Source organism: Hylemonella sp. GW821-FHT12C09, assembly GCF_058807395.1.
Window position 1 is genome coordinate 78,140 of sequence record NZ_JBXAQQ010000005.1, and the last position, 19,100, is coordinate 97,239.

18 protein-coding genes are annotated in these 19,100 nt (G+C 65.6%); 13 read left to right on the forward strand and 5 right to left on the reverse strand.

Annotation, left to right across the window (positions count from 1 at the left end; genetic code table 11):
• Window positions 1–64: 64 nt before the first annotated feature.
• The 13 genes from AC1RRP_RS09920 to AC1RRP_RS09980 all read left to right on the forward strand — a co-directional run bounded on the left by AC1RRP_RS09920 (window position 65) and on the right by AC1RRP_RS09980 (window position 14,270).
• Window positions 65–520, forward strand: coding sequence for a GspH/FimT family pseudopilin (locus tag AC1RRP_RS09920; RefSeq protein WP_493035661.1), 456 nt, complete (start codon window positions 65–67; stop codon window positions 518–520).
• Window positions 510–974: a type IV pilus modification PilV family protein gene (locus AC1RRP_RS09925; RefSeq protein WP_493035663.1), complete on the forward strand. Its 465-nt coding sequence runs from the start codon at window positions 510–512 to the stop codon at window positions 972–974. The genes AC1RRP_RS09920 and AC1RRP_RS09925 overlap by 11 nt, the downstream gene beginning before the upstream one ends.
• Window positions 975–976: 2 nt before the next feature.
• Complete coding sequence (locus tag AC1RRP_RS09930) at window positions 977–1,792, forward strand: type II secretion system protein (protein WP_493035665.1); 816 nt, start codon at window positions 977–979, stop codon at window positions 1,790–1,792.
• On the forward strand, window positions 1,789–2,217 hold the full coding sequence (locus AC1RRP_RS09935) for a hypothetical protein (RefSeq protein ID WP_493035667.1): 429 nt from the start codon (window positions 1,789–1,791) through the stop codon (window positions 2,215–2,217). The genes AC1RRP_RS09930 and AC1RRP_RS09935 overlap by 4 nt, the downstream gene beginning before the upstream one ends.
• Window positions 2,218–2,310: 93 nt before the next feature.
• Window positions 2,311–6,270, forward strand: a complete 3,960-nt coding sequence (locus AC1RRP_RS09940; protein WP_493035669.1) for a DUF6701 domain-containing protein — start codon at window positions 2,311–2,313, stop codon at window positions 6,268–6,270.
• Between the two features lie 207 nt (window positions 6,271–6,477).
• Entirely contained in the window at window positions 6,478–7,476 is a 999-nt protein-coding gene (locus tag AC1RRP_RS09945) for a hypothetical protein (RefSeq protein WP_493035671.1), read from the forward strand.
• A gap of 18 nt (window positions 7,477–7,494) precedes the next feature.
• Window positions 7,495–8,166 carry a PilN domain-containing protein gene (locus tag AC1RRP_RS09950; RefSeq protein WP_493035673.1) on the forward strand — a complete coding sequence of 224 codons (672 nt, stop codon included), beginning with the start codon at window positions 7,495–7,497 and terminating at the stop codon, window positions 8,164–8,166.
• Window positions 8,163–8,789 (forward strand): type II secretion system protein M, encoded by a 627-nt coding sequence (locus tag AC1RRP_RS09955; RefSeq protein ID WP_493035675.1) that lies wholly within the window; start codon window positions 8,163–8,165, stop codon window positions 8,787–8,789. The genes AC1RRP_RS09950 and AC1RRP_RS09955 overlap by 4 nt, the downstream gene beginning before the upstream one ends.
• A complete protein-coding gene (locus AC1RRP_RS09960) occupies window positions 8,786–9,142 on the forward strand; it encodes a hypothetical protein (protein WP_493035677.1) in 357 nt (118 codons plus the stop codon). The genes AC1RRP_RS09955 and AC1RRP_RS09960 overlap by 4 nt, the downstream gene beginning before the upstream one ends.
• A 31-nt stretch (window positions 9,143–9,173) precedes the next feature.
• Window positions 9,174–10,973 (forward strand): secretin GspD/PilQ domain-containing protein, encoded by a 1,800-nt coding sequence (locus AC1RRP_RS09965; protein ID WP_493035679.1) that lies wholly within the window; start codon window positions 9,174–9,176, stop codon window positions 10,971–10,973.
• 3 nt (window positions 10,974–10,976) lie between these two features.
• Window positions 10,977–11,876 carry an ExeA family protein gene (locus tag AC1RRP_RS09970; RefSeq protein ID WP_493035681.1) on the forward strand — a complete coding sequence of 300 codons (900 nt, stop codon included), beginning with the start codon at window positions 10,977–10,979 and terminating at the stop codon, window positions 11,874–11,876.
• On the forward strand, window positions 11,873–12,946 hold the full coding sequence (locus AC1RRP_RS09975; protein ID WP_493035683.1) for a hypothetical protein: 1,074 nt from the start codon (window positions 11,873–11,875) through the stop codon (window positions 12,944–12,946). The genes AC1RRP_RS09970 and AC1RRP_RS09975 overlap by 4 nt, the downstream gene beginning before the upstream one ends.
• A gap of 85 nt (window positions 12,947–13,031) precedes the next feature.
• The gene (locus AC1RRP_RS09980) at window positions 13,032–14,270 is read left to right on the forward strand and encodes a cyclic di-GMP phosphodiesterase (RefSeq protein WP_493035685.1); all 1,239 of its coding nucleotides are present in this window, start codon (window positions 13,032–13,034) and stop codon (window positions 14,268–14,270) included.
• 16 nt (window positions 14,271–14,286) lie between these two features.
• Here the strand turns inward: AC1RRP_RS09980 and AC1RRP_RS09985 are convergent, their stop codons facing one another.
• From AC1RRP_RS09985 to AC1RRP_RS10005, 5 genes are all read right to left on the reverse strand, one after another.
• On the reverse strand, window positions 14,287–14,979 hold the full coding sequence (locus tag AC1RRP_RS09985; RefSeq protein WP_493035687.1) for a glutathione binding-like protein: 693 nt from the start codon (window positions 14,977–14,979) through the stop codon (window positions 14,287–14,289).
• A gap of 64 nt (window positions 14,980–15,043) precedes the next feature.
• On the reverse strand, window positions 15,044–16,318 hold the full coding sequence (locus AC1RRP_RS09990; RefSeq protein WP_493035689.1) for an acyl-CoA dehydrogenase family protein: 1,275 nt from the start codon (window positions 16,316–16,318) through the stop codon (window positions 15,044–15,046).
• Between the two features lie 34 nt (window positions 16,319–16,352).
• Complete coding sequence (locus tag AC1RRP_RS09995; RefSeq protein ID WP_493035691.1) at window positions 16,353–17,459, reverse strand: phosphotransferase; 1,107 nt, start codon at window positions 17,457–17,459, stop codon at window positions 16,353–16,355.
• Window positions 17,460–17,481: 22 nt separating this feature from the next.
• The gene (locus AC1RRP_RS10000; RefSeq protein ID WP_174252520.1) at window positions 17,482–18,201 is read right to left on the reverse strand and encodes a Crp/Fnr family transcriptional regulator; all 720 of its coding nucleotides are present in this window, start codon (window positions 18,199–18,201) and stop codon (window positions 17,482–17,484) included.
• Window positions 18,202–18,304: 103 nt separating this feature from the next.
• Complete coding sequence (locus AC1RRP_RS10005) at window positions 18,305–19,084, reverse strand: oxepin-CoA hydrolase, alternative type (RefSeq protein ID WP_493035694.1); 780 nt, start codon at window positions 19,082–19,084, stop codon at window positions 18,305–18,307.
• Window positions 19,085–19,100: the final 16 nt, after the last annotated feature.

Genomic DNA, 19,100 nt, shown 5'->3' on the forward strand with positions numbered 1-19,100 from the left:
CCCGGGCCTTTGTGGCTGAGACCAGAAAGGCCGCAACTGCGGCCTTTTTTAGTTTGCGCATTACATGACAGCACCGACCCGTAGCCATGGTTTCACCCTGATCGAACTGGTCATGGTGATCCTTATTCTTGGCGTGCTGACGGTCTTCATCGCGCCGCGTCTCGACCCCAGGGACTACGAAGCACGAGGTTTTTATGATGAAACCCTCGCGCTCTTGCGTTATGCGCAGAAGACGGCCATCGCGCAGCGGCGTACCGTCTGCGTGGCGTTGAATGCGGGCGGTGTGGCTCTGACGATAGACCAGAATACCCCTCCAGACCTCATTTGCGATGGGCCGCCCACCTTGCCCAATACGCCTAGGGGAGGAAGCGGACTGACAGCCACTGTAGCCGGGGGGGGGGCGATTGGTACCTTTCAGTTCACCCCTCTGGGGGGTACGAATCAGGTCGGGAATGTGACGATTTCCATGCCCGACAGCGCGAATATCACCGTGGATGCGGAGACCGGCTATGTACGCTAGCCGCCGCCAGGCTGGCTTCACGCTGGTCGAGTTGATTTTTTTCATTGTCGTGGTGACGGTGGGCATCGCCGGCATCCTGGTGGTGATGGACACCTCGGTCAGGTCCAGCGCCGACCCGCTGGTGCGCAAGCAGACCGTGGCCGTGGCCGAGGGGCTGCTGGAGGAGATCCTGCTCAAGAGCTATGACGATCCCGATGGCCTGCCGAACGTGGTGGAAGCCAGCCGCCCCCTGTATGACGACGTCAGTGACTACGCAGGTTACGCCACCAGCGGTGGCATGAAAGACATGGCCGGCAATGGGATTGCCGGCCTGGAACAGTACAACGTGACGAATGTGGCGGTGTCCGATTTTGACCTCGATGGTGACGGGAGCAACGACTCCCGTCGGGTGACGGTTACCGTCAGCGGCCCCGGCGGGACACTGAGTCTTTCCGGCTACCGGACGGACAACTGAACATGCAAGTTACCGGACGTCAGCGCGGTTTCACCTTGGTCGAGATGGTGATGGTCATCATCATCCTTGGCGTGATCGGTGCCATGGTGGCGGTGTTCATGCGTACACCGGTGGATGCCTATTTCGATACCGCCCGCCGTGCCGCCCTGACCGATGTGGCCGACACTGCCCTGCGCCGCATGACGCGCGACATCCACAAGGCCTTGCCCAACAGTATCCGCAACCCGAGCGCCAACTGTATCGAATTCATCCCGACGCGCACCGGCGGCCGCTATCGCGTGCAGGACAGCGTGCCGGGCGATGGTACGGCACTCGACTTCAGCGCCAATGACACCCTTTTCAACATGCTGGGCAGCAACAACGCCTTGCCGGCAGACCAGCGGATTCGTGTCGGTGACCGCATCGCTGTCTATAACCTTGGCATCGCCGGTGCCGATGCCTATGCAGGTGATAACACCGCCGCCGTGACGGCGGTGGCGGATGCTGCGGAGACGGCCATCACCATCGTTGCCAAGAAATTTCCATTGACCTCGCCAAGCTACCGCTTCCACGTGATTCCGGTCGAGGAAACCCTGGTGTCTTATGTCTGTAGCGGCGGGGTGCTGTATCGCAACGCTGGCTACAGCTATGCCACTTCCTGCCCGGCGCCTGGTGTCGGAACGCCGGTGATAGCCACCAATGTGGCGGCCTGCAACCTCAGCTACAGCGGCAGCGACCTGCAGCGCAACGCGCTGGTGCAGATGACGCTGAAGCTGACCTCTCCGGTCAACGAATCGGTCACCCTGTACCACACTGTCCACGTGAATAACACGCCATGAAGTGCGCTCACCATGCCCAGCGCGGCTTTGCCGCCATCGCGGCCATCTTTCTGCTGGTGGTGCTGGCGGCGCTGGGTGCTTTCATGCTCGTTTTTTCCAATACCCAGCAACTGACCTCTGCCCAGGACGTGCAGGGTTCGCGTGCCTACTGGGCCGCGCGTGCCGGACTGGAGTGGGGCATAGGCCGTGTCATGCCGCAGGCAAATGCCACGGCAAGCTGTCCTGCTTCGCCGACAACCTTGCTTGGCGGGGCGGCGGTGTTGGACGGCGGCTTTACCGTCGTGGTCACTTGCACGCGACTGACCTTCAGCGAGGGTGGGGAGAATAGAAATATCTTCCAGTTCACTTCGGTTGCCCGCACTGCAGGCGCGCCCGGCAGCATCGGTTTCATCGAGCGCAGCCTGTCCGCATCCATGGAAAAATGAAGCTGACTATCCCATGGCTATTGCTGGATGCTGTTTCACCTCGCACATCAACACGACAGCGACAGGGGACGAGCTATGACTAGAGTGCAATGCATGCGATGGCACCGGGCCCGGCCGATCCTTCTGCGTGGTCTTCTTTCGCTGGCCGCCGGAGCGGTGCTGTTCGTGGTTTCCGGGCAGGCCCATGCGGACCGGATCATCGACTCGGCCACGCTGAATGGTGCGTCTAGCGTGACGGTCGCGCCAGGGGCGACCATCACGGCCGTGGTGAATGTCACGACCAACACGGCTGGTGGCAACAGCAACTGGCGCTCCACCGCGTGGAGCATTGCCAGCCCCACGGTCGGAGCGCTGACCTGTGTTGATCACGCCAATCACGATGGCGCGGGAACTTACAGCGAATCCTTCAGCATCACGGCGCCGGCTGCAACCGGTACCTACAACGCCTACTTTGTGGCCTACAGCAACAATGGGTGCAGCAATAACGCGAGCACGACCTCCACTTTGACCAACGGGGTCGTCGTTGCGGTGCCCCCACCGACGGTCACGTCCATCAGCCGGTCCAGCTTCGATCCTACAAAGGCCAACACCTCAGTGAGCTGGACGGTGACATTCAGCCGGAGCGTCACCGGCGTGGATACGGCCGACTTTGTGCTGGCACAGACGGGCGGGGTGAGCGGCGCCAGCATCACCTCGGTCGCGGGCAGCGGAACCAGCTGGACGGTGACGGCGAACACCGGCACGGGTACTTCGGGGTCGTTGGGCCTGAACCTGTCAGACAACGACACGATTGTCGCGGGGGGCACGCCCCTGGGGGGGATGGGCGTGGGCAACGGCAGTTTCACGGGCCAGACCTATACGCTCGTGCCGTCGGTATGTACCGGCGCCGCTGACGTCATTTTCTGTGATGACTTTGAACGCTCCAATCCGGGTACGGTGGGCAACGGCTGGACGGTGACGCCCGCCAACGTGACCAATTGCACGGGGGGCGCCGGCAACACCGGCTGCGCGGGCATCGACAGCGATATTCCGCCCTACAGCACCTACGCCAATCCCCGCCCCAACTCGACGCGCGCCATGTTCACGCGCTGGAGCATCGTCTCGGTGGACAGCCCGGTCATCAACCTCGCCGGCCGGGTCGGCGCGCAACTCAGCTTCTGGATGCGTCGCGGCAGCGACACCTTCAGCGAATACCCCGAGGCCACTGGCGAGAACTATCTGGTCCAGTACCTGGCCAGCGACAACACCTGGAAGATCCTTTCACAGTATCCCTCCGGGGTGACACCGGGGCAGATCTACACCCCGGTGATCGAGTTGCCCCCCGATGCGCTGCACGCTGGTTTCAAGATGCGCTTCTACCAGCCCTCCGGCAGTGGCCGGACCGGCTCCGGCGGCGCTCCGGGCGTCGTGGGCTATGACTATTGGCACATGGACGATGTCGTGGTGCGTGAGTACACCGCCCCGCGCTTCGCCGGCGCGTTCTGCGACAACTTCGAGGCCGGCCTGGGCCGCTGGAGCCTGTCCGCCGAAGGGGCTCCGACGGGGGCGAACATTGGCGACGCCAGCCTGGGCAGCCTGGCCTTCCAGTCGGCGAGCAATGAGCTCGATCTGCGCTGGGGTTATGTGACGGCGGCCACCTTCAAGACCGACTTGCGGGGCGTGAGCGGCAATATCAGCTACTGGGTGCGCAGCGGCACCACCACGGCGCGTGACCCCATCACTAACGAGAACCTCGTGGTCGAGTACCTGAACAGCGCCGGGACCTGGACTCCGCTGGCGACTTATCTGGGATCAGCGGCGGCTGGGAGCACCTACACGGCCACGCATGTGCTGCCCGCCGATGCCCAGCACTTAAATTTTCGCCTGCGATTCAGGAAGGTGGCTGGCAGCGGCTATGACACGAGCTACTGGCATGTCGATGACGTGTGCGTCGGCAATCTGCTGCCCAACGCCGATCTGGCGCTTAGCAAGACAGGCGGCACCCTGGTGCCCGGTTCCAACACGACGTATACCCTTAAGGTCACCAACAATGGACCGGGCGCCTTGTCTGGTTCCATCGCGGTGGTCGACACCCTTCCCAATGGCCTGAGCTATCTGGGGGCGACGGGCACGGGCTGGGTCTGCAGCGCCACCGGGCAGCTTGTGACCTGCAACTGGACGGGGACCCTGGCCAACGGCGCCGTGGCCCCGGACCTGGTGCTTACTGTCGCGGTGGGGGCAGGGGTCAGCGGGAGCATCACCAATACCGCTACCGTGACGGGCAGCGTCAACGACCCGGTGCTTGCCAACAACACCAGTGCCTACACCTCGGGCAACTTCGTGCCCGCCTATATCTACACGGATCGGCCTTGCACCAGCGGAATCGCCCTTGGCCAGCCGGGGCAGGCTTGCAACCTGGTGACCTGGACTTCCATGACCGCAGGGCAGCCCAAGACCAGCATCTACCTCACGGCAGTGAACGCCGCCGGTGTGCCCACGCCGCTGAGCACCAGCGCCACCACCACGGTGGGCCTGCAGTTCGGCCTGACCTGCCACGACCCGATTGCCAATGCAGGTGTGCAGGCCACGTTCTCCGCGGTGGCCACGGCCTTGCCGCTTTGCACTGGCAACGGGGCCGAACCGACGGCCTGGAGCAGCGCCGTCAATCTGAGCTTCACCGCCGGGGCCCCCAGCGTGGCCACCGCCTACACCTTCAATTACGCCGACGTGGGCGAGGTCGAACTGTTCGTGCGTAACGCGGCTTCTACCAGTCAGAAGGGCACGAGCGGCAACTTCGTATCGAAACCTGCGGGTTTCGTGCTTTCTGAAATCAAACCGACCGCCAATCCTTCAGGGCGGTGTGCTGTCGCAACTACGCCGGCCCCCGCGATCAACTGTGCCAGCGCGACGGCCGATGCTGCGACGTTCGTGCGGGCGGGGGAGGATTTTTCTGTAACGGTCAAGGCAGTCGCGGTCAGTGGTGACTTGGCCCCCAATTTCGGTAAGGAAAAAATTTCCGAGAGCGTCAAGCTGGTACCTGCCAATGTGATCGCCGGCATGGTCAGTCCTCCGGCTGTGGCGGGGAGCTTCGGTGCTTTCAGTGCGGGCTCAGCCAGTGGTACGACATTTACCTGGGCTGAGGTGGGCATCATCACGCTCACACCGCAAGTGGCGGATGGTGACTATCTCGGGGCTGGGAACGTGGTTGGCACGACCAGCAGTAACGTCGGGCGTTTCATTCCAGATCATTTCGGCACTGAGGTGACGCAGGGGTGTGCCGTCGGTAGTTTTACCTATTCGGGTCAACCTTTCACCACGAAGGTGACGGCGCGCAACCTTGCCGGTGTCGTGACCTTGAACTACGGTGGCCCGGCTATCGCCTCGCCCAACTTTGCGCGCGATACGACGCTGTCCAATGCTGGCTCGACCACCAACCTTTCCAACAACCTGATATCGGCAGCGGCATTCTCTGCGGGGGTGGGCGTCAACAGCAACGTCACATACACCTTCCCCTCTCCGCAAACCGCACCGATTACCCTGACCGTGCGGGCACAGGATACGGATGCAGTGACTTCCGGCGCGGTCCAGGGCACGGCCCTGATCCGCAGTGGTCGTGTACGTCTGGCCAATGCCTATGGCTCCGAGCGCCTGGATCTGCCGATGACTCTGCGCGCCGAGTACTGGGATGGCCTGGGCTGGGTCCGCAACATGGACGACACCTGCACTGGCAACACTACATTGGGGGTAGCCAACTCGGTGAGCATCGTCTTCAGCAGTCCCAACCCGGCGGGGCTGGCGACCTGCGTGCTCGACAGTGGTACCCCGGGCCTGAGCGGGGCTGGCTGCGGAACTGCCGGCGCGGCCGCGCGGCGGTTCCGCTCCGGCGTCACTTTGCAGCAGGGCGACTTCAATCTCTGGCTCAAGAGCACCGGGCTGGCGGGCTATGTGGCGGTGACGGCCAATGTGCCGACTTGGCTGGAATTCAACTGGACGGGTAGCCGTGGCGATCCCGGGGGGCGCGCCACCTTTGGTGCCTATCGGAGCCCGCTGATCTACCGCCGCGAAAACTACTGAGGTCGTTCACGCGAGCCGGCAATTGCCCGACGAATTCGTCAAATTGTTGGCAATTTGTCATACCGCTGGGAAACCAGTCCGTCCTAGCTATGAAATATGCAGCAAAATAGCTGTGTTTTCATTCACCCGGCAGCTTGTTTTGATGATTCTGGACGCTCACGTGCTCACGCCCACAGTTGCGATGCCCTCGCCTTGGCGGAGGTGCCTTTGAAGCTGCCCTGGATCGGTCGTCGTTTGCGCCAGCGTGACGGTCTGGTGATCGCCTGGGATGGTCGTGCACTGGCTTATGTGCAGGCGCGCCAGGAAAGCCCGGACGTGTTTCGTGTGGAGCGCTTCGGCGTGGAGCGTCGGGGCGAAGACAGCGCCGAGGACTTTGCCAAGCGTCTGGCCGCCCTGGGGTTGAAAGGGCGGGGCGCACAGGCGATGCTGCGGCCGTCTCAATACCAGTTGTTGCAGATCGATGCCCCCGCGGTGCCGCCCGAAGAGTTGCGCACGGCCGCACGCTGGCAGATCCGGGACATGGTGAATGGCCATGTGGACGACCTGACGCTCGATGTGCTCAAGGTCGGCGACGACCGGGTCCGTGCCACGGCCAGCCTCTTCGTGGTGGCTGCGGCCAATGCCGAGATCCGCTCCGTGATGCAGACGGCCCTGGAGCTGCGCTGCGAGGTGGGCGTGATCGACATCCAGGATCTGGCGCAGCGCAACCTGCAGTCGGCGCTGGCCCGGCGACTGGGCGTCACCGATCGGGCGCATGCCGCCATCGTCATGGCCGATGATCGCCAGGCCCTGCTGACGATCTGTGCCCATGACGAACTTTTCTACACCCGCCGCATCGACCTGGACGAAGGTTTCATGCGGGCCGCCTGGGGTGCGGCGGGGGATGCCCCCCCCGGGGCCGAACTCACGCTGGCTGAGTCCGGTCATGACGACGACCGCGTGCAGCGTCTGGTGGTGGAGATCCAGCGCTCGCTGGATCTGTGGGACCGTACCTGGCCCATGCTGGTGTTGGAACGCATCACCGTGCAGGCAGGGGTACGCACGCAGGAGATGGCCCGCTGGCTGGGGCAGCAACTGGGGCAGGCCGTGCTGCCGCTGGATGTGTCGGCCCTGTTCCCCGGCTTCGAGGGTGGCAGCGACGCCGACCGTCAGCTGTGCTGGCCGCTGCTGGGCGTGCTGATGCGCAGCGAGAACCGCAAGCTCTGAGCGACAAGAAGAACCGCCATGCCCCAGCAAATCAATCTCTGTACGCCGATCTTCCTGACGCAGAAGCGTTACTTCTCGGCGCGGACCATGGCCACCGCGTTGGGCGTGTTCGTGGCGCTCGGCGGCATTCTTTCGGGCTACTGGACCTGGACGCTGAAGTCGCTCAGCGAGGGCTACCAGCAGTCGGTCAGCGCCAATCAGCGCGAGATTGCCCGGCTCCAGGCGGCCATCCGCCTCAACAAGGAAAATTCAGCGCCGGCTGACGCGGCGCTGGTACAGGAGCTCCAGGCCCGCCAGGGCGAACTGGAGCGGCGCCAGGCGCTGCTGGCCGAGCTCAGGCGCGGGCTGCTGCGAGAGGGGCAGGGCCATGCGGCCCGGCTGCAACTGGTGGCGCGCAGCATTCCCCCTCAGGCCTGGGTCACCAGCATCAAGGCGGATGAGCAGAGTCTGGAGCTCGGCGGCTACACGCTGGAGCCCGCAGCCCTGAACGGCTGGATGGAGCGGCTGGCGCAGAGCCCTCTGCTGCAAGGGCAGCAACTGAGCGTGGTGAAGGTCGAGCGGGTGGCCACCGACGGCCGAGGTCCCGGCGCGGCGCCGGCGCCAGTGCTGGCGCGTGCTGCCGGTGTGCCGCTGTGGGCGTACACGCTGGTGACCACCGCGGCGGCGGTAACCACGGGAGCCAAGCCATGAAGCGCTGGTGGGCCATGATCGTGGTTCGTGTCGATGCCCTGAGCCTGCGGGAGCGGGTCTTCCTGTTCCTGACGATGCTGGTGCTGTGCATGTTGCTGGCGAATGTGCTCTGGCTCGCGCCGGTCCAGACCGCCCATCAGCAGATCACCCAACGGTTTGCAGCGCAGGATGCCGAGCTGCAGAGCCTGCGCGAAGAATTGAAGAACACCAGCGGAGAAACCGGCCCCGCCCGCCTGATGCGCGAGGAACTGGCGCAGGTGCGCGATCTGCTGGCTCAGGTGAACCAGGAGATCGCGGACGCGCCGCGGGCCGAAGCGGACGATACGCCCCTGTCCAAGGTGCTGGTGCTTTTCCTGCGCCGTCATGAAGGGCTGGTGCTGGTGCGCACCGCCACGCTGCCGCCCGACGCGCGCAGCGCGGAGGTGGCCGCGACGACCGGTGTCAAGATGAAGCGCCAGGCGCTGGAGCTGACCGTGGCGGGCCCGTATGCCGAATTGACCCGCTATGTCCAGACGCTGGAGCGGGCCTTGCCGGCCTTGCGATGGGGCGCGATGAAAGTGAACAGCGAGCAGCAGCCGACCGAGTTGACGCTGCAGGTCTGGCTGGTCGGAGGTGGCACATGAGGACCTGGCGTGCATGGAAGGCTGCGGCTTGGCTGGGTCTGCTGCTGGCCGGCGCAATGCCGCTGAACGCCCAGGCGCAGCGTGATCCGACGGTCCCCCCGCTGGGCGGTGGTGATGGCAGCGGACCCGCGAAGCCGCGCGCCAGCCAGGGCGCCTGGCCCGTGGTCGTGGTCGACGGGCGCGTCCATATCGCTGTCGGCACGCGTCTGTATGCTGAAGGACAGATGCTGGGCAAGGCCCGCATCGAACGCATCACCGAAACCGAAGTCTGGCTGCGCGAAGGGCGGGAACTGCGCAAGGTCCCGCTGTATGCCGGCGTGGTGCGCCGCGACGTATCGCCTGTACAGCCCTGAGCTCACCTTTATGCATGAAAATGGCAACATCATGATCGCAACGACGACCACCCGACTCCACCAACGGCACGCGATGCCCGGGCTGATCCCCGGCCTCGTCCTGTGCCTGGGACTGCTGGCCGGTTGCGCCGAGAGGCCGCGCCGCACGCCTGACGTGGCCGACGCGATCCGCGCCGAACTGGCACCGACACCGGCCGTCGCGGCCAGTGGGGCGGTTCCCGCCCGCGTCAGCGATGCGCTGGCCGAGCCGGCGCCCCCGGCGCTTGCGGTGCCGCCCGAGCCACGGCTGGATCTGCTGGTCAACAACGCCAATGCGCGCGAAGTCTTCCTGGCCCTGGTGGCCGAGACGCGCTACAGCATGCTGATGCACCCCGATGTGACGGGCAGCATCTCCGTCACCCTGCGCGGGGTGACCGTGAAGGAGGCGCTGGAGTCGATCCGTGATGTCTATGGCTACGACTTCCGCATGGACGGGCGTCGGATCACCATCTATGCGCCCACGCTGCAGACGCGCATCTTCACGCTGAATTACCCGCATGCGCAGCGCATCGGACGCAGTGAAGTGCGGGTGTCCTCCGGTGCCGCACCGTCCAACCCGGGTACCGTCGGCGCCACGGCAGCCGCTTCCACGGCCGGGGTCCAGGGGACCGGTGCCCAGAGCACCCAGCGCCAGGGTGACAGCAGCCGTATTTCAACCAACTCGAACTCCGACTTCTGGACCGAGCTCTCCGATGCCGTGCGCGGGCTGGTGGGCAAGGGCGAGGGGCGCAACGTGGTCATCAGCCCGCAGGCCGGCATCATGGCCGTGCGAGCCATGCCGGACGAACTGCGTCAGGTGGAGCGTTTCCTGAAAGCCACCCAGGTGGCGGTGGAACGCCAGGTCATGCTGGAGGCCAAGATCGTCGAGGTCGAATTGCGCGAAGGGCAGCAAAGCGGCATCAACTGGGGTGCTTTCGGTTCTGACAGCAATGGCACGGGCGTGATCGGCGTGCTGGGCAGCGGCGTGGCGACGAGCAATGCGCTCCTGTCGTCCGGCGCGACGGCTCCGGGCGTGACGCCGGTACCGATTCCCTCGGTGGCTGCGGGAGGCGGTCTGTTCGGCCTGGCGCTGGCCACCAGCCAGTTCGCCGCCGTCCTGGGTTTCCTGGAGTCGCAGGGTGATGTGCAGACGCTCTCAAGTCCGCGCCTGGCCACGCTGAACAACCAGAAGGCCGTGCTCAAGGTGGGCGCGGACGATTATTTCGTGACCAACGTGACCGGTGGCACCACCACCAGCAGCGGTGTGGCCGGCGTGGCCGGCAGCACCACGTTGCCGACCCTGACGCTGACGCCGTTCTTCTCCGGCATTGCGCTGGACGTGACACCGCAGATCGACGACGGCAGCAGCATCATGCTGCACATCCATCCCTCGGTGACGACTGTGACCGAGAAGACCAAGGATGTGGACCTGGGCAGCGTGGGCCTGTACCGGCTGCCGCTGGCCTCCAGCAGCGTCAACGAGACCGACACCATGGTCCGCCTGCAGGACGGCAACATCGCGGCCATCGGCGGCCTGATGCAACTGTCCTCGAGCCGCAGTGCCTCGGGCGTGCCGGGCTCGACCGCCGAGTCCAATCCCTTCGGTTTCCTGCTCGGCAACCGGGCCAGCAGCGCGCGCAAGAAGGAACTGGTGGTGTTGATCAAGCCCACCATCATCCGCACCGCGCAGGACTGGGAGGCGCAGACCGAGCGTTCGCGCGCCGCGCTGGAAGACATCGACGCCAGCCGCCGCCGCGTGATCAAGCTCGACGGCTCGGTGCAGGAGACGCCCGCGAAACCCGCGGGAAGGTAAGTGATGTACCTGCGGCATTTTTCACTGCGCGAGCTGCCGTTCTCCATCACGCCCGATCCGGCTTTTTTCTATCCGCACGAAGGGGCGCAGGCTGCGCTCAACACGCTGCTGATCGCGCTGCGCAGCGGCGAGGGTTTCCTCAAGATCGTGGGCGAGGTCGGTTGCGGCAAGACCCTGTTGTGCCGTCAGCTGCTGAGCAACCTGCAGGACGAGTTCGTGACGGCCTACATCCCCAACCCGGACATGGGCCCTGACGATCTGCTCATGGCCCTGGCGCGGGAACTGGACATTGAACTCGTTGCTCCGCTCAGCCGCCACCAGGTGCTCTCCAGCCTGCAGGACGGCCTGCTCCGGCATGCCGAGGCCGGGCGACCGGTGCTGGTCTGCATCGACGAAGCGCAGGCCACGCGCATGGCCACCCTGGAGAGCCTGCGCCTGCTGTCGAACCTGGAGACCGAGAAGCGCAAGCTGTTGCAGATCGTGCTGTTTGGCCAGCCCGAGCTCGACGAGATCCTGGCGCGTCCGCAGATCCGCCAGCTGCTGCAGCGCATCACCTTCAGCGAGTACCTTGGCGGCATGCGGCCCGAACGCGTGGGGCCGTATCTGGCGCACCGGCTGGCGGTGGCCGCCGAGGATGGGCTGACCGACATCCGGGTCTTCGAGCCGGCTGCAGCTGCCGCGCTGGCGCTGTACAGCCGTGGCGTGCCGCGGCTGGTCAATGTGCTGGCCCACAAGTGCCTGCTGCTCGCCTTTGGCGAAAATACTCACCGTGTCCAGGTCCGGCATGTCGAGCTGGCCGCTGCCGACACGCCGGGTGTGCAGGTGCCGCGGCCGCGCTGGTGGCACAGGCTGCCGGGGCTGCGCCCGGTCCAGCGCAAATCGCAAGCAGGGGAAATGTCGTGAGCGTCATCAACAAGATGCTGCGTGATCTCGATGCCCGTCGGGCCGAGGGCGCAGCACCAGGGCATCCGCGTCAGGCCGGTCCGGCCGGGACACTGGGCACGGTCAGTGTGCCATCGTCTGCGCAGCGTCCGGCGGCACGTCCGGGGCGCTGGCTGCTGCCGCTCTTGCTGCTGCTGGTTGCCAGCATCGCGGCGGCCTGGTATCTGGGGCTGGGCGAGACCTCCCCGCCACCCCCGGCACCGCTGGTGACGGTGATCGAAACGCCCGCCATGGCGCCCGCGCCGTCGGCATCGGCGCCCGAGTCGGCCGCCAGCGCCCCCGCAGAAACGCCAGAGGTCGCCGCCGAGGTTCGCCCGGCTGTCGAATCCGAACCCACGGTCCTGCGCAAGAAGACACGGCGGGCCGAGGCGGCCAGCACCGAGGCGCCGGCTGCCGAGAAGAAGGACAAGAGCGACAGGAAGCGCTTGGCGCCCGCCCGCGTTGACACTTCGGCTTCGGTGCCAGGTCAGCCTGCCGCATCGGTCGCAGCGCCACCGGTTGCGGCCAGCATGCCCCTTGCGAACACCGTGCCACAACGCCGCCAGGCGGCGGCCCAGGAAACGTTGGCCCAGGCCCAGGCGCTTTGGAGCGCGGGCTCGCGCGAGGCGGCGCTGGAGGTGCTGCGCGAAGCGGTGGTGGCGGTCGAGCATGCCCAGCCGGCGGATATCGCCTTGCTGGCCCAGCTGGTACGCGAACAGGTGCGCATGGAGCTGGCCCTGGGTCGCCCTGCTGCCGTGCTGGTCCTGTTGAGCCGGCTGGAGCCGGTGCTGTCGGGGGAGGCCGACCTGTGGGCGGTGCGCGGCAACGCCGCCCAGCGGCTGGCGCGTCATCAGGAATCCGTGCAGGCCTATCTGGCCGCCCTGCGCCTGCGCCCGGGCGAGCCGCGCTGGATGCTGGGGGCAGCGGTGTCGCTGGCAGCGCTGGGGCAAATGGAGGCCGCAGCGCAGCAGGCCGAGCAGGCGCGCGCCTTGGGCCCGGTGAGCCCGGAAGTGCTGACTTATCTGCGCCAGGCCGGCGTGCCTTTGCGGTGAGCATAGGCGCGCGGCATGCGGGCGCAGGCGTGCTCGTTAGAATGAAAGCGGGATTCCGTATCTTGTGCGGGGTTCTCTACTGACCATGCTCAAGCGTATCCGCGTCGACCAACTCATCCTGGGGATGCACATCCAGGAGTTCTGCGGCTCCTGGATGGAACATCCGTTCTGGCGCAGCGGCTTTGTGCTCAAGGACCCCAAGGACCTGGAGCGCATCCTCTCCAGCAGCATCCAGGAGGTCTGGATCGACAGTGACAAGGGCGTGGACGTGCCGCCAGGCCAGAGCGCCGTGTCCGAGGCGCAGTCTGAAGCACAAGTCGAGCAGGAGCTGCAGGCCGTGGCCCAGGCCCAGCGCCAGACCGGGCCGGTCTCGGTGGCGGTCGAGTTCGCGCGGGCGGCCGAGATCTGCCGCCAGTCCAAGAAGGCCGTGGTCTCCATGTTCCAGGAAGCCCGCATGGGCAAGACGGTGGACGCCGCCGGTGCCCAGCGCCTGGTCGATGAGATCTCAGATTCGGTCGCGCGCAATGTCAACGCGCTGATCAGCCTGGCGCGACTGAAGACGGCCGACGACTACACCTATATGCATTCGGTGGCGGTGTGCGCCATGATGATCGCGCTGGCGCGCCAGTTGGGCCTGGACGAGGCGCAGACCCGCTCGGCGGGCCTGGCCGGTCTGCTGCACGACCTGGGCAAGGCCTCCATGCCGATGAAGGTGCTGAACAAGCCCGGCAAACTCACCGAAGATGAGTTCGCCATCATGAAGGGCCATCCGGTCGAAGGGCACAAGATGCTCATGGCCGTGGGCAACGTCGACCCGATCGCCCTGGACGTCTGCCTGCACCATCACGAGAAGACCGATGGCTCGGGGTATCCCAAGGGGCTGAAGGACGAGCAGATCAGCCTGTATGCCAAGATGGGGGCCGTCTGCGACGTGTACGACGCCATCACCTCGAACCGGCCCTACAAGAGCGGCTGGGACCCGGCCGAATCGCTGCGCAAGATGGCCGAGTGGACCAACGGCCATTTCGACCAGAAGGTGTTTCAGGCCTTCGTCAAGAGCCTGGGCATCTATCCGATCGGTTCGCTGGTGCGCCTGGCGTCTGGTCGTCTGGGGGTGGTGGTGGAGCAGTCGGCCAAGTCGCTGACCACGCCGCTGGTCAAGGTGTTCTACTCCACCAAATCCGAATTGCGCATCACGCCGGAAGTGATCGACCTGTCGGCACCGATCTGCCATGACAAGATCGCCGGGCGCGAAGACCCGGCGAAATGGAAGTTCCCCGACCTGGACGAACTCTGGTCCGGGCTTTCGGAGCAGCCCTGGTAGGTCCCGGGCCGGGGGCTTAGCGCTTCTGGTACTGGGTGGCGCCGAACATCATTTCGCGTGCCTGGGCATCCACCAGCGGTTTGCGCTGGTCGGCCAGGACCTGCACGCCGCGGATGACCGCCGGTCGTGCCGCAATGGTATCGAACCACTTCTTCAGGCTCGGATAGTCGGCCCAGTCGATTCCCTGGTTCTGCCAGCTGCGCAGCCAGGGGAAGATGGCGATGTCGGCGATCGTGTACTCGTCGCCTGCCATATAGCGGTGCGTGGCCAGCTGCCGGTCCATCACGCCATACAGGCGCTTGGCCTCGTTGGTGTAGCGGTTGACGGCGTACTCGATCTTCTCGGGCGCGTAGATGCGGAAATGGTGGGTCTGGCCCAGCATGGGGCCGACGCCGCCCATCTGAAACATCAGCCACTGCAGGACCTCGAACTTCTGGCGATCGCTGCGGGGCAGGAACTTGCCGGTCTTGCTCGCCAGGTAGAGCAGGATGGCGCCGGACTCGAACAGCGAGATCGGCTGGCCATCCGGTCCCTGGTCGTCGACGATGGCCGGGATCTTGTTGTTCGGACTGATCTCCAGGAACTCGGGTTTGAACTGGTCACCGGCACCGATGTTGATGGGGTGCACGCGGTAGGGCAGGCCGCACTCCTCCAGCATGATGTGGACCTTGTGGCCATTGGGCGTAGCCCAGGAGTAGACGTCGATCATGGGGACTCCGTGGTCATGAAAAAAGAGGCCAGGAAATCCTGGCCCCTTTCATTTTGCGCGGTTTTCAGCAACCGCGTGTGACGGGCATTTCTACCGGTTTCGGGTTGGCCGCGTATTTGCCCAGCTCCAGCTTGGCGATGGCGTTGCGGTGCACTTCGTCCGGGCCGTCGGCGAAGCGCAGTGTGCGGGCGTGGGCATAGCTGTAGGCCAGCGGGAAGTCCTGGCACATGCCGCCGCCGCCGTGCACCTGCATGGCCCAGTCGATCACCTGGCAGGCCATGCTGGGGGCGACCACCTTGATCATGGCGATCTCGTTCTTGGCGAACTTGTTGCCGGCGACGTCCATCATCCAGGCGGCCTTGAGCGTGAGCAGGCGCGCCATGTCGATCTTGCAGCGCGCCTCGGAGATGCGTTCCTGCGTCACGGTCTGCGCGGCCACCGGCTTGCCGAAGGCCACGCGCGAGGAGGCGCGCTTGCACATGTACTCCAGTGCGCGCTCGGCCTGGCCGATCAAGCGCATGCAGTGGTGGATGCGCCCGGGGCCAAGGCGCCCCTGGGCGATCTCGAAGCCCCGGCCCTCACCCAGCAGGATATTGGAAGCGGGCACCCGCACGTTCTTGAACTCGACTTCCATGTGGCCGTGGGGCGCGTCGTCGTAACCCATGACGCTCAGGGGGCGCAGGATCTTGACGCCGGGCGTGTTGGCCGGCACCAGGATCATGCTCTGCTGCGAATGGCGCGGCGCCTCCGGGTCGGTCTTGCCCATCAGGATGTAGATGGCGCAGCGCGGGTCTCCGGCGCCCGAAGTCCACCACTTGAGGCCGTTGATCACGTAGTCGTCGCCCTGGCGTTCGATGCGGGTGGCGATGTTGGTGGCGTCGCTGGAGGCGACCTCGGGCTCGGTCATGGCAAAAGCCGAGCGCATCTTGCCGGCCAGCAGGGGCTGCAGCCATTCCCTGCGGTGCTGGTCATTGCCGTAGCGCGCGATGGTCTCCATATTGCCGGTGTCGGGCGCCGAGCAGTTGAAGACCTCCGAGGCCCAGTGCACGCGGCCCATGATCTCGGCCAGGGGGGCGTATTCCTGGTTGGTCAGGCCGGCGGCCTGCACACCGGCGATCTCGGCGCTGTCCTTGGGCAGGAAGAGGTTCCACAGACCGTCCTGCTGCGCCTTCAACTTCAGCTTCTCGATCAGCTGCAGCGGCGTCCAGCGCTTGCCGACGGCGGTGTTGGCTTCGATTTCGGCGTGGAAGGCGTGCTCGTTGGGATAGATGTGCTCGTCCATGAACTTCAGCAGGCGTGCCTGGAAGTCTTTGGTTTTAGGCGAATAGTCGAAGTCCATGCTTAGCTCCTTGGGGTGATGCGTGGTGTGATGTTCAGGCCTGCTGGGCAAACTGCCAGGCCATGGCCGCCATGGGGCGCGCGCCGGCGGCGGATTTCTGGGCTTGCGCGCTGGACGCGGTGCCGTTCTCGACCCGTTTGGCAATGCCTTGCAGGATGGCGGCGATGCGGAACATGTTGTAGGCCATGTAGAAGTTCCAGTCGGCTTTCAGCGCCTGGGGCTGGGCCAGGCCGGTGCGTTCGCAGTAGAGACGGATGTATTCGTCCTCAAGCGGGATGCCCAGCGCCGCCAGGTCCAGCCCGCCGATACCGCGGAAGGCGCCGGGCGGAATGTGCCAGGCCATGCAGTGGTAGGCAAAGTCGGCCAGCGGGTGACCCAGGGTGGAGAGTTCCCAGTCCAGCACGGCGATCACGCGCGGTTCATCGGCGTGGAACATCAGGTTGTCGAGCCGGTAGTCGCCATGCACGATGCTCACCAGGCTCTCGTCGCGTGCGCTGGCGGGCAGGTGGGCGGGCAGCCAGTCGATCAGCTTTTCCATCTCGGGGATGGGCTGGGACAAGGTGCCTGCACCATCGGCCGAGGCACGGTACTGCTTGCTCCAGCGGCCGATCTGGCGCTCGACGTAGTTGCCCGGCTTGCCGTAGCCGGCCAGGCCACGCTCGGCGAAATTGACCTTGTGCAGGGCGGCGATGACGCGGTTCATCTCCAGGTACATGGCGCGCCGGCCGGCCGCGTCGAAGTCGGGCAGGGACTGGTCCCACAGGATGCGCCCGGGCATGAACTCCATGATGTAGAAGGCGCGGCCGATCACGGACTCGTCCTCGCACAGGCAGAGCATGCGCGGCACCGGCACCTCGGTGCCGTGCAGTCCATGCATCACGGTGTATTCGCGTTCGATGGCATGGGCCGAGGGCAGCAGCTTGGCCACGGGCCCGGGCTTGGCGCGCATCACGTAGCTGCTGGCGGGCGTGACGAGCTTGTAGGTCGGGTTGGACTGGCCGCCCTTGAAGGCTTCCACCGTCAGCGGGCCGGCAAAGCCCGGCAGGCTTTTCTGCAGCCAGGCTTCGAGGGCCGCCACGTCGAAGGCGTGGGCGGCTGAGACGGGGCGGGTGCCGACGTATTGCTGTTCGAGTTCGCTCATGGGTGGGGACGGTGGGCCGTGTTCAGTGATCGGATTCGACGATGTGCATCAGCGCATCGCGGTTGCGCACGACCAGGCCACCGGGTTCGATGCGGATGACTTCTTCGCGCTCCATGGCCTTGAGCTCCTGGTTCACGCGCTGGCGCGAAGCGCCCAGCAGCTGGGCCAGTTCTTCCTGCGCGAGCTGCAGGCCGATGCGCATCTCGCGGCTGTCGCTCAGCGAGGAGACGCCGTAGCTGCGCAGCAGGTGCAGCAGCTGCTTGGCCAGGCGCGCGCGCAGTGGCAGGGTGTTGAGGTCTTCCACCAGGCCGTAGAGCTGGCGGATGCGGCGTGCGTGCAGGCGCAGCAGGGCTTCGTAGAGCTCGACATGGCTGGCCAGGATCTTCTTGAAGTCGGCCTTGGCCACGCACAGGGTGGTGGTGTCGCCATGGGCGTAGGCATCGTGCGTGCGCCGGTCGCCGTCGAAGATGGCCACATCGCCAAACCAGACGCCAGGCTCCACATAGGTCAGCGTGACCTGCTTGCCCGAGATCGAGGTCGAACTCACCCGAACGGCGCCCCGCGCGCAGGCGATCCACTCCTCGGGCGGCTCGCCGCGGGCGGCGAGCAGCTCGCCATCCTTGTAGCGTTTGACGTAGGCACATCGCAGGATGTCGTGTCTCAATGAGGGTGACAGGGTCGAAAACCAGCGCCCGGCATTGATCGCCGTGCGTTCCTCGATGGTAAGAATGGGATCGTCCATGGTCTGTCTTGTGAGTGACTGGCTTCCGTCACATTGTCGCGCGCGGGACCGGCGGCGCGTCTTGGGGTTGTCACCTGTGCGTCTGTGGCACAGGCGGAGCCCCTCATTCGTAGTTGGGCTTCTGTTTGGACAGAAAAGCGGCGATGCCGATGCCGGCGTTCGGGTGGTGCAGGTTGCGCACGAAGTGGCTGCGTTCCTGCGCCAGGTGCTGGTTCAGGCTGGCCTGGGGAGCTTCGTTGAGCAGTTCCTTGATGCTGGCCAGCACATTGGGCGCGCGGGCATTCAGCTTGTCGGCCAGGGCCAGGGCTTCGTTCAGGGCCTGGCCCGGTTCACAGACCCGGTTCACCACGCCCAGGGTGTGCAGGCGCTGCGCCGTGATGCGCTCGCCGCCCATCAGCAGTTCGCTGGCCAGCTGGCGCGGCAGGGCCTGTGCCAGGCTCCAGCTGGCGCCGCCATCGGGGGAGAGGGCCACATTGCTGTAGGCCATCACGAACACGGCATCGCTGGCCGCGACGATGAAGTCGCAGGCCAGGGCCAGCGAGAAGCCGGCGCCGGCTGCTGCGCCTTCCACCGCGGCGATCACCGGCTTGGGGAAGGTACGGATGGCCTCGATCCAGTTGTGCAGGCCCTCGATGCTTTCGGCCTGCACGGCAGGCTCGAGCTGGCGGTTGGCCTGCAGGCGGTGCAGGTCGCCACCGGCGCAGAAGAGCGAACCCTCGCCGGTGATGAGCACGCTGCGCACCTCGGGGTTGCTTTCGGCCACGCTCAGGGCCTCCACACCGGCGGCATACATCCCGGGGCCCAGGGCGTTGCGGTGGCCCGGGTTGGAAAGGGTCAGCACCATGGTGCGGCCCTGGCTGGTGCTCAGCAGTTGTGCGCTCATGGGGCGAAGTGTCGCA

Bases quoted from the DNA above. Each gene is read 5' to 3' on its own strand.
- AC1RRP_RS09920 (WP_493035661.1), top strand. From the start codon at position 65: ATGACAGCACCGACCCGTAGCCATGGTTTCACCCTGATCGAACTGGTC.
- AC1RRP_RS09925 (WP_493035663.1), top strand. From the start codon at position 510: ATGTACGCTAGCCGCCGCCAGGCTGGCTTCACGCTGGTCGAGTTGATT.
- AC1RRP_RS09930 (WP_493035665.1), top strand. From the start codon at position 977: ATGCAAGTTACCGGACGTCAGCGCGGTTTCACCTTGGTCGAGATGGTG.
- AC1RRP_RS09935 (WP_493035667.1), top strand. From the start codon at position 1,789: ATGAAGTGCGCTCACCATGCCCAGCGCGGCTTTGCCGCCATCGCGGCC.
- AC1RRP_RS09940 (WP_493035669.1), top strand. From the start codon at position 2,311: ATGCGATGGCACCGGGCCCGGCCGATCCTTCTGCGTGGTCTTCTTTCG.
- AC1RRP_RS09950 (WP_493035673.1), top strand. From the start codon at position 7,495: ATGCCCCAGCAAATCAATCTCTGTACGCCGATCTTCCTGACGCAGAAG.
- AC1RRP_RS09955 (WP_493035675.1), top strand. From the start codon at position 8,163: ATGAAGCGCTGGTGGGCCATGATCGTGGTTCGTGTCGATGCCCTGAGC.
- AC1RRP_RS09960 (WP_493035677.1), top strand. From the start codon at position 8,786: ATGAGGACCTGGCGTGCATGGAAGGCTGCGGCTTGGCTGGGTCTGCTG.
- AC1RRP_RS09965 (WP_493035679.1), top strand. From the start codon at position 9,174: ATGATCGCAACGACGACCACCCGACTCCACCAACGGCACGCGATGCCC.
- AC1RRP_RS09970 (WP_493035681.1), top strand. From the start codon at position 10,977: ATGTACCTGCGGCATTTTTCACTGCGCGAGCTGCCGTTCTCCATCACG.
- AC1RRP_RS09980 (WP_493035685.1), top strand. From the start codon at position 13,032: ATGCTCAAGCGTATCCGCGTCGACCAACTCATCCTGGGGATGCACATC.
- AC1RRP_RS09985 (WP_493035687.1), bottom strand. From the start codon at position 14,979: ATGATCGACGTCTACTCCTGGGCTACGCCCAATGGCCACAAGGTCCAC.
- AC1RRP_RS09990 (WP_493035689.1), bottom strand. From the start codon at position 16,318: ATGGACTTCGACTATTCGCCTAAAACCAAAGACTTCCAGGCACGCCTG.
- AC1RRP_RS09995 (WP_493035691.1), bottom strand. From the start codon at position 17,459: ATGAGCGAACTCGAACAGCAATACGTCGGCACCCGCCCCGTCTCAGCC.
- AC1RRP_RS10000 (WP_174252520.1), bottom strand. From the start codon at position 18,201: ATGGACGATCCCATTCTTACCATCGAGGAACGCACGGCGATCAATGCC.
- AC1RRP_RS10005 (WP_493035694.1), bottom strand. From the start codon at position 19,084: ATGAGCGCACAACTGCTGAGCACCAGCCAGGGCCGCACCATGGTGCTG.